The following is a 13563-nucleotide window of genomic DNA, read 5'->3' as shown; positions in this document are numbered from 1 at the left end:
AATTCCTCCTCATTCGCTGATACCGCCTGTCCACTATTTCGTACAGACGTTATTATTCTATAAGCTAAGACAGCGTGATAATTGCATCTCCTGCCGTTACGTTTCGAGGTTTCTCTAGCTTCACATCCGAAAAATGATCTGAATTGACGATAATGACAGGGGTAATGGTCTCGTAACCTTGTGCCTGTATAGCCTCCATATCAAAGGTAATTAACACATCGCCCTGTTGAACACGATCTCCTATTTTAATGGAGGAATTAAAATACTTTCCTTTTAAATTGACTGTATCTATTCCAATATGAATTAAAATCTCTTCCTGATGTTGTCCTGTAATCTTGACAGCATGCTTGGAGTCCATGAACGCTGTAATCTCGCCCGTAATGGGTGCGCGAAGCTCGCCTTTCGCTGGAATAATAGCCATACCCTTGCCCAGCAACTCCAGAGAGAACACATCATCCGGTACTCTGCTCAGCTCGACTAGTTCTCCCTCCATCGGGCTGTATACGATCGTAGGAACCTGTGAAGTCGTTATATTTTGCGGCGCTTGAGCTTGTGCTGATGAAGCCTGTACAGGTACAGCAAGCGTCTCGGTAACTTCCTCGTTAGTCACACTCTTCATGGACTCTTCCCTGTCTTCATTCTCTTCAATTGGATCGTCGAACCCGATAATCCAGGTCAGCGCAAAGGTCACAACAAAGGCAATCAGACAAGTCACGATGGCATGTACGATATTCATCGGGTTGCTACCAATGAACGCTGGCAATGCGGCAAGACCCGGAGATACAAATGCGTAGCGAACGAGTCCGGTCAATCCGGCATAGATCCCTGCCACTCCGCCACCAATCATCGCGGCAATCAATGGCTTTTTCAATTTGAGCGTAACTCCGTACAGGGAAGGCTCTGTGATTCCCAGAACTGCCGTAAAACCGGAGGAAGCAGCCAATTGTTTTAGTTTTTTATTCTTTGTTTTCATAGCTACAGCAAGTGTAGCTCCACCTTGAGCTATATTGGACGCCAGCATACCAGGCCCATTAATCAACTCATATCCATTCTTAGTTAGTTGCATTGTTGCGATTGGCGTCATGGCCCACGCTGTTCCGGTCACGATCAGGAATGGCTGGAAGGTACCCATCAGCAACGGAATAAGCCAGCTTGCTCTTGCATTAATAGCTTCTGCTCCCATCGCGACCAGATCATTCAGGTAAGTACCAAAGGGCCCTATGACAACGAGCGCAAGCGGTGCTGTGATTAACAGAACCAGCATCGGTTTCGTGAAAAACTTAATCATGGAAGGAGACACCCGATCAGCAAAACGCTCAATATAAGACATTAACCAGACCGTAATAATGATTGGCAACACGGAGCTGGCATAATCAGTCAAACGAACAGGTACACCTATGAAAAAGACATTCTGGCCTTCTGTTATCAATGAACTCCAGTTCGGATGAAGCAACACCCCTGCAATGGTCATAGATAGAACCGGACTTGTCTCAAATTTGATTGAAGCTCCGTAAGCAAGCAACACAGGCAGGAAATAAAAAGCCGCATCAGCAATCGTATTGAGAATAAAATAGTTTTGGCTCTCTGTTGTCAGCACTCCGGTTAACACGAGAACAGCCAGAATTGCCTTGACCATACCCGCACCAATAATGGCTGGAATGACTGGGGTAAATGTTGTAGAAATAACACTGATAAATCGGGATATCCAGTTTTGTTTTTCTTGCTTCTTCTTGCTAGAACCGGAGCCAGATCCAGCTGGAGCAGAACCCATCTGTTGAACAATAGCCCGATAGGTTTGCTGAACCTCGTTTCCAACAACGACTTGATATTGTCCTCCATTGTTTACTACGGTAATAACGCCTGGAAGATCTTTAATCTTCTCTGTCTCCACCTTGGAAGAATCATAAAATTCGAAGCGAAGTCTAGTTGCACAATGCGTTAATTTGGAAATATTTTTGGTGTCGCCCACCAAATCGATGATCTGCTGTGCAAGTTTGCGATAATCCATGTTGTCATCCCCGTCTCTTTTGTTATGAATAAAAAAAGACCAAAACGAGATGCACCCCTCTGTAAACAAAGGAATATGCAAATCATTTTGGTCTTGCCTGCTTTACCAGTAACAGCCAAAAAAACAGCTATATTTAGTTGAGAAATTGTTGTAAACGTTTACTACTGGATACTAACACAACTTTTTTAGACAAGCAATTATTTTTTCACAAACCCTCACGATATATTCGTCACCGATTAAGCCAGAAATGCGTTTAACATCCAGACCTCTTTATCCAATGCAGCGGTGAATCCAATCAGCATATCTTCGGTTGCATGATCCTTGGCTTCGCCTGCTGCTTGAATACCCTGGTTAATTACACCCACCATGGCTCGCAAATCTGCAACCACTGTCTCTACCATACGTTCAGCCGATAAATGTCCCTGTGCTTCCTCAACTGGTGACAAACGCAGTTGTTCACCCATCGTTGCGACCGGGCGTCCACCAATGGCCAATAGACGTTCTGCGGCTTCGTCCATATTTGCGGTAGCCAAGTTATACAACTCTTCGAATTTGGCATGCAGTGTGAAGAAGTGAGGACCTTTGACATACCAGTGAAAATGGTGCAGTTTGGTGTACAGTACAGACCAACCTGCGATCTGGCGGTTCAGGACATCTTGAAGTTCAGTGGTATGGTTTGCAAAAGTGTTGTTTCTAGTTTGGATTGTGCTCATGGAATTTATCCCCTCTCGAATACGATATAGTTTTAAATTTGGTAACGCAAATTAACTTGGTTTCTTATTTTAATTTAGACTTAATCTAAATCTTGTTTTAATTATAACATTGCCCATATCCTTTGTGAAGGCTTTAGTCTACTCTTTCGAATGAAGATTCCATGAAGCTGAGCTTCATTTTTGACTCATGTGGAAAACTCTTCTAACACCTTTACACACAGTATCTATACCTCGATTATCGCCGATATACAATGACAATCCTCACTCCGTATACAACAACAAAAAAAGCCCTGATCCTCAAATGAGTAATCAGGACTGCACCAACGCACATAGGGCACGTTTTATTGTTGAACCAACTCGGATGTAAGGATACGGCTTACCTCTTCATAACTAAGCGCTACATGATGTGGCTGATGTTCTGATTCTGGCAAAGCACCACGATGATTAAACCAGATCACTTTCCATCCGGCATCGACGGCACCAACAACATCATTGCGCCAGGAATCGCCGATATAATAACTGGAGTCGGAGTCTGATCCCGTCTGCCTGCTTACATGCTCAAACAATCTGCGATCCGGTTTGGCGTAACCAAGTGTACCCGAAATGAAAATCCGTTCCTCTGGGATAAGGTTGAATACATCCAGCGCTTCAAGCTTCCGCTGTTGATGTTTCCCTTCTCCATTGGTAATTAACCCTACTGTATGCCCTTCTGCAAGAAGTCTCCGTATAAGTTCATATGCCCCTCTAAAGGGTTGGATCTGAAACTGTCTACTCAAATACTGCGCTTGCAGTTCTTCAGCCTGCCCCGATTGCAGGGGTAGTCCAAATTCCGCCATGGTCAGCTCAAATCTACGATGACGCATCCGTTCCACAGCTTCCGGTTCGGGTACAGCAGACAAATCTTCTTGGGCAGACAGCCAGTCACTATAATAACGGAAACGATGGTACGCCTCCGCATAAGGGAATTCATCTGGTAGACCAAGAACCTCCTGTAGTGCTCCTTTCAGGGGCTGCAAGTGGTCATACAAGGTGTCGTCTACATCGAAAAATATGGCTCTAGTATCATTTGTTTTTTCCATAATCGTTGCTTATCCTCCTGCCGTTGCTCTAAACATTCTCTCTACTTAATATATATGCATTCATTTGCCCCGTCCAAAAAATGAATCACTTGTAGGTTCTCTACCGTTAGACTTGCTGTCGAAGTATCATAATGGTAGAAGCATTTTTTATGCTAAACATAAAAAAACACCCCGTCTCCCAACATGATGGTTGTGAAATGGGGTGTCACTATTGTTATAAATACAACTACTCCACGATCAACAATCTAATTGGAGGTACATCACGAAATGTGTGTATTTAAATTAGATTATCAACGGTACAACCTTGCCTGCATTCACATCAACCAGGCCATGATCGGTAATTTTGAGAGCCGGACTTACCGCCAGGGAATGTGTACTGATCGACATGATCGGGTTATAGTGCACATAGCCAAGAGACAACATCGCTGCACGCAGTTCTTTAACTTGGTGAGACACCACCGCAAGTGGTTCCTCCGTCAAAATGCCACCCACAGAAAGCTCGAGATGGGACAATACTTTGCCGTCTTCCACCACACAGAATCCACCCTGGCTCGAAATTACCGTGTTAGCTGCCAAGATCATATCTTCACGATTGCGCCCTACGACCAATAGGTTGTGGTTATCATGTGAATATGTTGTCGCAATGGCCCCACGCTTAATCGTGTCTCCACCAATCAAACCATGCGCTCGGTTACCGTTCACACCATAACGTTCAAAGGTCGCAATCTGTCCATATTCGCTCTCTTCCCAGAGAAGTTCACCATTCGCAGCCTGAACCTGGGCAATATGCTCTTCCACAAAGGTTGAACCATCCTTCACCATCATGACCCGGCAGTTGTTTAAACCATTTTCAGATAACTGTGCATCTGAGTCAGATCCTTCACTTTGCCCATTCACCTTCGGATCAGACAAACGGATTGTGAAATCCTCGGCTCCCAGCAGATCCAACTGCACGCTCTTGTAAAAGTGAGGTGGGAACTTTCCACTGATCCGGTCCTGCTTGTACGGTTCGTAGTCGTCATAAGCTTTTCGGCCATTTTTGTACACCTGCTCTACTGCAAGTGTATCTAAGTTGGACAGCAGCACATAATCGGCCACTTTGCCTGGGGCAATACTGCCGCGATCGGACATTTTCATTCGGGATGCAGGGGTGGAGGTTGCAGCGTAAATCGCATCTTCCGGACGCATGCCCATACGAATCGCTTTACGCACGATATGATCCAAATGTCCCCGTTCCACCAGCGAATCAGGCATGACATCATCCGTCACGAAGCAGAAATGCTGCGCCACATCGTTCTGAATTAGGTACTCCATAACTTCTGGTGTCATCGATTTTTCTTGAATTTCAATGAACATGCCTGCCGCAATACGTGCCTGCAAGCCCTCAATGCTCTGATGGGTATGATCGGAATCCACGCCCGCATAGATGAGTCGATGCAGATCCAGCCCAAGCAACTTCGGTGTATGCCCTTCAATCACAAGATCCGGATAGTTTTTGCGAATATGCTGGAGGATCTGGTTGGTCTTGCATTCCGGGTCACGGATGACATCCACATAGTTCATGATCTCACCGAGACAAATAATCTCTCCAGTAGCCAGAAGCACATCCATGTCTTCGATTTCAATTGAACCACCCGTTGTTTCCATTGGTGTTGCCGGAACGGAGCTCGGGATGGCATAGAACATATCTACGGTCGTCTCACGACTGGCAGACATCATCTCCTGCACACCTTCCAACCCAAACACATTCGCCATCTCATGCGGTTCCGCCACAATGGACGTTACCCCGCAACGGATCAGGCCATGGGAAAAGGTTGCTGGTGTCACCATTGTACTCTCGATGTGCAGATGAATATCAATGAGGCCAGGAATCATGTAACGTCCCCGTGCATCAATCACTTCATCGGCTTCAATCATTTCCGGTCCGCCTGGCCCAACATACATGAATCTGCCGTCCAGTACAGCCACGTTGTTCATTTCGAACCGTTTATAATAACTGTTATACACATGTACATTCTTAATTAGTTGATCTGCACGCATGGGGCATAATCTCCTTCTTCATGAGCATTTTACAGCGATCCAGAGCGGTAGTTTACAATAGCCAGATTGAGTGGAAACAGCTATTTTCGATATGCCACATCTGGATTCAACTGATAAAACGCCTCTTTTACTGCTTCTGCTTCCTACTGCTATTCCACAAGGATAAGCTTATCCTGCGGGAAAATCAGATTCACCCGCTGTCCGCTGAGATAAGGCGTCTCCATCTCCTGATTGGCCGTGAAGTCGCCGAGTTCTGTCTCAATAACGTATTGATAGCTACGTCCAAGGTATGTGCTTACTTTGATAATCCCTGGCAAAGCATTAGCCATGTCCCCAGAGGTATCTCCACTAACCATCAGATCATCCGGGCGAATCGCGCCTTTGCGTGCACCGGGACGTGCCGTTCCGGGATGTGCTGTTGCCGTGAACAAGCGACCACCCGCTTTCAGCGTGATCACCTCTCCTGCATCACTGCGCTCTGCGAACTCAATAAAATTGTGGAATCCGATAAATTGGGCTACAAATTCTGTTGCCGGGTATTTAAAAATCGTCTCCGGGCGGTCGAGCTGCTCGACAACGCCTTTGTTCATAATCGCTACCTGGTCGGAGATGGAGAAGCACTCCTCCTGGTCATGAGAGACATAAAGCGTCGTAATGCCCAGTTCCTGCTGAATGCGGCGAATCTCCACCCGCATATTGAGTCTCAAGTTGGCATCCAGGTTACTGAGTGGTTCGTCGAACAACAGCAAATCCGGTTCAATGACCAGTGCGCGGGCAATCGCCACACGCTGACGCTGTCCACCGGACAGTTCCTGCGGGAACCGTTTCTCAAAACCGTTCAGGTTAACAACCTCAAGGATGCGCATCACACGTGACGAGATGTCCTTATCTTTCACCTTGCGCATCCGTAGGCCGAAGGCCACGTTGTCATAGACAGACAGATGCGGGAACAACGCATAACTCTGAAATACAAATCCGAAATTCCGTTTGTTCGCCGGAACCTTCGTATAATCCTTGCCGCCGAACATAAACTTGCCCTGTGATGCTTCCAGGAATCCGGCGATGAGGCGCAGCGTAGTTGTTTTGCCGCAACCGCTCGGTCCGAGCAGGGAGAGCAGTTTACCTTTTTCCAGCTCCAACTGAAAATCCTTCAGGATTGTCTGCTTATCGTATGCCACGGATACGTGGTCTAATGTCAGCAATGCCATAGCGTTCTGCGCCTCCAATTAACGTTTAGTAAAGTATGAAAATCCGCCCATGATCCGTTCGATCACGAACATTAAGAGTCCGGTCAGTACCATCAACAGCACGGAAATGGCTGCAATCGTCGGGTCAAAATAATTTTCCACATAGGTCAGCATCTGAATGGGCAATGTGCTTACCCCAGGCCCGGTCATAAACACGGAAATGTCCACGTTGTTGAACGACTCCAGAAAGGCAATCAGTACCGCTGCGATAATTCCTGAACGAATGTTGGGCAGCACGATCTGGAAGAACGTTCTAACCCGTCCCGCGCCGAGACTCAGGGCCGCTTCTTCCACTGCAAAGTCAAAGCTTGACAGACTCGATGCGATAACGCGAATGATAAATGGCAGCATGATAATTGTGTGACCGATCAGCAGACCCAGATACATCGGCAGGTGATAGATCACGATCAGATATTTCATCAATGTAAAACCAAGCACGATTCCCGGAATGAGTACCGGGGACAGGAACAATGCATTCAGCACGGACTTGCCTTTGAAATCGTAACGGCTAAGTGCATACGCAGCCGGAACCCCGAGCAACAGCGCCAGCAAATTTCCCAGCAGGGAAATGATGATGGACGTCTGGAACGTGCGAAGGAAACCGCCTCTGTTAAAAATATTTTCGTACCAGCGGAGAGAGAAGCCCTCCGGAGGAAATTTGAGTACCGTCCCCGGTTCAAACGAAGTCACCGAGATGATCAGAAGCGGGCCCAGCAGAAAGATAAAGACCAGCAGACTGAACAGGCCCAGCCCGATATGTTTCTCCCGCATATGTCTACCCCTTCGGATTTAAAGTTTTGGCCATTTTGTTCATGACACCGACCACGACAAATGTAATGACAATCATAATCGCAGCAACGACCGAGGCCAGATACCAGTCGTTCAGGGTCATAGCGTTCTGATAGAGGAACGTCGCAATGACGCGCTGTTTGCCTCCCAAAAGCGCAGGCGTCGTATAAGCCGTCAGGCTTCCGACAAAAACAAGTACGGCTCCGATCACAAGCCCTGGCACAGCCAGCGGGAATACCACCCGGCGGAATGCCGTGAAGCGTGATGCACCCAGGCTCTGTGCCGCCTTGAGCAGATCACCATCAATGTTCTCAAGCACACCCACCAGAGAAATGATCATGAGTGGCAGGAACAGATGGGTCAAACCAATCATCATGGCTGCCGGCGTATACAGAATATCCAGCGGCTTGTCCACGATCCCCAGTCCAACGAGGGCATTGTTGATTAGCCCTTTGCGTCCGAGAATAATCATCCAGCTAAACGAGCGCACAACCGGGCTTGTTAGCAGTGGGAAGATGGCCAACGCGAGCAAAATGCCTTTGCGGCGCGGTGCTTTCCGTGAGATATAATAAGCTGTCGGGAATCCGAGCACCACGCAGACGATGGTGGTGACCACGCTGACTTGCAGCGTCGTAAGCAATATTTTCAAAAAGTAAGGGTCTCTGAAAAAATGCATGTATCCTTCAAACGTGAAGGAGTTTTCCTGAAAAAATGTCGATCCGATCGTCAGGACAATCGGAATGATCATAAATGCCGCCAAAAATATGAATCCTGGCAGCAATAGCCAGTATACTGATTTCTTCATCGCGGTACTCCTGACTTATAAAATGGTTTGTATTCACATGTTAAAATCACAACTTTACACTACCTCACTCCATGCCAGAAGAATCTTTCGATCGCTGTTATCCCCAGATTTTTTTGATCCTTTATTAAAGGGTGAAATCCGGGGATAAAGGCGAGCGCTTCGCTTCTCCAGCTTTCTTCTGTCACTTCGTTCTCGTGTAAAAAATGAATTTAACGGTCATAGCTACGCATTTAACGCGTTGATAAACAGTTCAAGGAAAGCTTCTGCGTCTACCGTTTCGCAAACGAGGGTGTTTGGCTTTTCGCCCAGACGGTTTTGGAAGTCACATACCATCTGGCCATCGCACAGGCGGCTGGTCGTCTCGACATCGACGTAATACGATTTGCGTCCGACCAGTTCCGGGTCAAGTGCGACGCCAACTGCCAGTGGATCATGCAAAGCACAGGCGCGTATCCCGTTCATTTCTTCATACCGCTTGATGTAAATCTCCGTGCTTTGCGCCACATAATCGCGCAGTACCGGGTCAGTTAATCGTCCGATGGCTTCTTCATTCAGCAGCGTTTGACGGGTAACATCCAACCCAACCTGCGTAAGCTTCTCGAAACCTGCATGCAATACAATACGTGCGGCTTCGGGATCGGCGTACGTGTTGTACTCCGCAGTAGGTGTAATATTGCCATGTCCACGAACAACGCCCCCCATGAAGATGACTTCCTTCAATAATGTAGGTAGCTCAGGACACTTCATTAGAGCCAGCGCCAGATTCGTTAATGGCGCGGTCATGATCAGTGTTAGTTTCCCTGGATACAACTTCGCTTGTTCAACGATAAAGTCCGGGGCAAAGCCTTCATCCGCCTGCTTGGACACGGCCGGATCAGGCAGCGCGCCACCCAATCCGTCTTGTCCGTGTACCCGGTGCTCATAGTGAGACTTGCGTGTGAGTGGTCCAGCCGCTCCGGCAATGACCGGAATGGAGGGTGCTCCCACCAGCTCGAGAATTTTGCATGTATTATCCGTTGCCTGCTGGAGCGATACGTTCCCACAGACCGTGGTAATCCCAAGAATGTCCAGCTTCCGACTCTTGACGGCCAGCAAGATCGCCAGCGCGTCATCAATACCGGTATCCACATCCAGAATGATACGATTTCCTGTTTCACTCATACATTGCCAACTCCTCTGCCGTTAAATGGTTGCTTGCTGCAAATTTTGTTTGTCGAGCACGATTTATACTGCTTCTCATCCCTAACGTTTTAACGCTAATTAGGTTTATTGTGCAATCTCACGGTTCCAACGATCTGTCCATGCTTTAGCCTGTTGATTCACAAATTCCATATCCAGCTTGTTCAGCTTGCCAACTACCTCAGCACCATACGTTACGCCCTCAGCTTCTTCGGCAGACAATTCAACTTTTGTATTTACCGGGGAATCCACTTTGGCTTTGGCGGATTTGGTTTGTACATCCTGGCTCAGCTGCCAGTTGATGAATTCTTCGGCCAGTTCTTTGTTCTTGCTGCCTTTAACGACGTTGATCGTATTCATAACTGCATACGCACCTTCGCTAGGTGTAACAAACTTCGCATTAGGCACTGCCGCTTTCAAATCCTTGAAGTACATCTCCATAATCGGTCCGCCAGCAATCTCTTCCTGGGAGAACATATTCACGAATTCGGAAGTTTGTGTGTAAAATTTAACTACGTTGCCGCTTAGTTTTTTCAGTTCCGCAAATGCTGCATCTTCATTAAACGTATCGTTTCCGGCTACACGGGAAGCTGCATCCAATACCATTGGGCCTGCTGTTGCCGTAATGTTCGGAATCGTGAGGTTATTGGCAAAGGCCGGGTCCCACAGATCCGCCCATGAAGTGACTTCTTTGGAAACGAGGTCCGGGTTATAAGCGATTCCGAGCTGTCCAACCGTGTAGGCCGGGCCGTAATCTTCGCCAAGCGGTGCTTTGGCAATATCATAAATATCATTCACATTCGGAATTTTGGAGCGGTCGATTTTCTCAAACAAACCTTCATCAATGCCTTGCTGTGCATAGTAATCGGACAAATAGATCACATCGACATTGGATGTACCTTGACGGATTTTGTTCAAACGCTCAGCGTTGTTACCCACTTCAAGCACGATGTCTACATTATGTTCTTTTTCAAATGGACCAAATACTTCTTGATTGAAAAAATCTTCCGAGAACCCCCAAGTGGAGATGACCAGTTTGGTTGGCGCTGTGCCTCCGCTGCCTGATCCGCCTGCTGCGTCCTCTGTACTGCTGCCGCACCCTGCAAGTAATACTGACGTCATTGCTACTGCCGCCAAACCGCTAATCCACTTCTTCATCATGATCCTGATTCCCCCTGATATGTGTGATTTAACAACCCAAACCATTAAGTTGAACTAGCTTGATATTCTCAACTAAAAATTTTACACAATAACGTAGAGGACAGAAAAAACCTGAAGAAGCGAAGCGTTCGCCTTTATTCCCGGATTTCACCTTTTCTAAATGCAATCAAAGAAATCTGGGAATAACAGCGATCGGAAGGTTGTTCTGTCATCGAAGTGCCAGTGTGAATATTTGTTAGTTGGGCTCATATAGTTCAACTTAAAAAAACAAAAAGAAAAGCATTCTTGTATAAACAAGAACACTTTTCTTCGTAAACAAAGGAAAGCGACACCCGCTGCCGGTACATCATCGGTTTCTGCTTCAGAATCAATCCGAAGACAGACGCCATCATATGAAATTGTTCGGAATCCGAATCATGGACTAGAACCGTGTGCAATGCATGAATCGAACCTGTCGATCCATCCTATGCTTGTTCCAATATCACATTCGTAATGGCCCACTGCGTGGACGCATCATAATCCCGTAATACAGCTTCGATTGGCAAACCCATGTGTTGCTCCAACTTCTCCCTGAATTTCTTCTTATACAAGACAGACATACGGAAGTCCACTTCCAGCTTCAAGCCGGGGGCCTCCCCTTCCAGGGCGTCAGAGCGCGGTGAACGGCGGTGCTTCGCGTAGAAGGTCACGATGTTCTGATCAATGGTCACTCTCAGGAGAGTGGTCCCAAAGCCGAACAGTTCCTTCGAAATTTCGTTATAATACTGGCACATCTTCTTCTTGCTCTCATTGCTGTCCAGCAGTTCCATGAACTCACCCACATCATTTACTACCGTACGTTCGACGTGTTAACACGATTGATTATACATATATCTACGATTTTAGGCAACCCAAAAGATATAGTTAACATGAAAATAACACATAAAAGCGAACGATAGGTATAAACTAGCGAAAACAATTCGTACGTTTTCAAAGTGAGCACGCTTTGCGATACCTGCATCCCTTTTCTCTATTATTGTTGCTTAAAAACCCATTTTTGATACTCGCTCTCTTGATGAAACTCACCCATTACCAGCTCTGAACCATCCTCAGATATGCCGAGTGCGTGCCCGTTATGTGCACTTGTAATGCGCATCGTCCCATCCTCATTCTTTGAAATGCTCCAGCGTTGATTCGCATAACCAAGATACGAGTAGAGCTGAATGCGATTCTGTCCTACATCCCAATCAAGAGACTTTCCGCTCAAAGTTCGAATGGAGTAAGAGCCGGAATTATCGCCTGTCGGTACAAGCACCCATTTGAAGCCTTCACTTACATTCTCTGACTCGTCAGCAACCTTTATCACTTCTCCTCCTTCAGATGGAACAGCGTGCATCACAACGGGACGTCCTGCGTTACGAATACTCCCTTGCTCCAAATCGGCTTTCTTCGTATGGATTGCATTCACATTCTGGAAGGACGCACTTCCACCAAATACATGAACACCGAAATGACCCTCGGCAAACGTTCCATCCTGAAGATCTATGATTCGTTCACCGTCCATATCAATCTGGATTCGAGGACCGTCCGCCTGAATTTTGATGTGATACGTTTGATCCTTACGAATGAATCTCGGGATTTGAGCGAGCACCTGCCGATTCTCGAATTTCCCATTCACTTTATAAAAAAGTCGGATGGACTTCAGGTTAGGGTCAATATTCAAGTAGTAGCCGCTTCGTCCATCCTCGCTTGCACGAAATACAATAGACCCCGCTCCACCCTGTGCGCCCAGCGTCAGATCAGCATCATATTGAAAATCGCCTGCCGTTTCCTGTGCAATATACTGTGTATCTCCACTATAGTTGCCCTGTATGCCCTGTTTGGTAAGAAGCCACTCGGCAGATGATTTATCCGACTTCCAGCCAGACAAGTTGGTGTGGAATGTGCCACTGGATACCGTAATCGGTATTTTGACAGAGGCTTTGCCATCTGCCGTCGATACCGTTACTACAGCATCACCTCCACCCACAGCTCGAACGGTTGCTTTCGTCTTTTCAGCATGAACGATTTGCACCACTTTAGGATTGTTTACCTTCCATTTCAACGGTTGAGCGGCACCTTTTCCTGGTGTACTTTCCACCGTGGCGTACAGTGTTTGCGTCTGCCCTATATTCGTCGTTCTTCTTTGCACATCTGCAATTATTTGAGTCTTAGAGGATGCGCTCTTTCTCCAGATGTTGTCCAAGGTGTACACCTTCATGGAGCTGACCTTCACTTCCCCACCAAGGCTATAGAATGCCATTGCCCTTCCCGCCGGATCTGGAAAAATCACATCCGAGAAGACAACCTTGCCATCATTGCCAAAGACCTCAATAGAGGATTCATCGACAAATATGCGTAGCTTCACCTTTTGATTTTCCGGCTGTAACGGGGCCTCATGGAACTTGGTAAACAAGTCGGAGAAGCTCACTTCACCCGAGGTGGTGCGATCCACGAACATGTTCTGCTTATCCACCCTGTATCCTACTGTGGTTTTCTGCCCTTCTCTTTGACGCAGTTGAAA

The 13563-nt window shown here is 46.9% G+C and carries 11 protein-coding genes; all 11 read right to left on the bottom strand.

Going from position 1 to position 13563, the window contains the following annotated elements:
• Positions 1-64: 64 nt before the first annotated feature.
• A complete protein-coding gene (locus tag AMS66_RS21620) occupies positions 65-2008 on the bottom strand; it encodes a beta-glucoside-specific PTS transporter subunit IIABC (RefSeq protein WP_053782741.1) in 1944 nt (647 codons plus the stop codon).
• A gap of 236 nt (positions 2009-2244) precedes the next feature.
• Complete coding sequence (locus AMS66_RS21615) at positions 2245-2721, bottom strand: Dps family protein (protein WP_053782740.1); 477 nt, start codon at positions 2719-2721, stop codon at positions 2245-2247.
• 341 nt (positions 2722-3062) lie between these two features.
• Entirely contained in the window at positions 3063-3800 is a 738-nt protein-coding gene (locus tag AMS66_RS21610; RefSeq protein ID WP_053782739.1) for an HAD family hydrolase, read from the bottom strand.
• A gap of 282 nt (positions 3801-4082) precedes the next feature.
• Positions 4083-5840, bottom strand: a complete 1758-nt coding sequence (locus AMS66_RS21605; RefSeq protein ID WP_053782738.1) for an adenine deaminase C-terminal domain-containing protein — start codon at positions 5838-5840, stop codon at positions 4083-4085.
• Between the two features lie 149 nt (positions 5841-5989).
• A complete protein-coding gene (locus AMS66_RS21600; protein ID WP_053782737.1) occupies positions 5990-7048 on the bottom strand; it encodes an ABC transporter ATP-binding protein in 1059 nt (352 codons plus the stop codon).
• Between the two features lie 18 nt (positions 7049-7066).
• Positions 7067-7858, bottom strand: a complete 792-nt coding sequence (locus AMS66_RS21595) for an ABC transporter permease (RefSeq protein WP_053782736.1) — start codon at positions 7856-7858, stop codon at positions 7067-7069.
• 4 nt (positions 7859-7862) lie between these two features.
• The gene (locus AMS66_RS21590) at positions 7863-8681 is read right to left on the bottom strand and encodes an ABC transporter permease (RefSeq protein WP_024632852.1); all 819 of its coding nucleotides are present in this window, start codon (positions 8679-8681) and stop codon (positions 7863-7865) included.
• A 222-nt stretch (positions 8682-8903) separates the two neighbouring features.
• Positions 8904-9842 (bottom strand): nucleoside hydrolase, encoded by a 939-nt coding sequence (locus tag AMS66_RS21585; RefSeq protein ID WP_053782735.1) that lies wholly within the window; start codon positions 9840-9842, stop codon positions 8904-8906.
• A 105-nt stretch (positions 9843-9947) separates the two neighbouring features.
• On the bottom strand, positions 9948-11018 hold the full coding sequence (locus AMS66_RS21580) for an ABC transporter substrate-binding protein (RefSeq protein ID WP_053782909.1): 1071 nt from the start codon (positions 11016-11018) through the stop codon (positions 9948-9950).
• Between the two features lie 467 nt (positions 11019-11485).
• Positions 11486-11830 carry a Na-translocating system protein MpsC family protein gene (locus tag AMS66_RS21575; RefSeq protein WP_024632855.1) on the bottom strand — a complete coding sequence of 115 codons (345 nt, stop codon included), beginning with the start codon at positions 11828-11830 and terminating at the stop codon, positions 11486-11488.
• A 203-nt stretch (positions 11831-12033) separates the two neighbouring features.
• Positions 12034-13563, bottom strand: a 1530-nt coding sequence (locus AMS66_RS34075) for a GH32 C-terminal domain-containing protein (protein ID WP_236703560.1), incomplete at its 5' end; no start/stop codon positions are given.

The sequence above is a fragment of the Paenibacillus xylanivorans genome (genome assembly GCF_001280595.1).
Classification (GTDB): domain Bacteria; phylum Bacillota; class Bacilli; order Paenibacillales; family Paenibacillaceae; genus Paenibacillus; species Paenibacillus xylanivorans.
The sequence above is the reverse complement of the archived record's forward strand: the minus strand, read 5'-3'. Positions and strand labels throughout refer to the sequence as shown.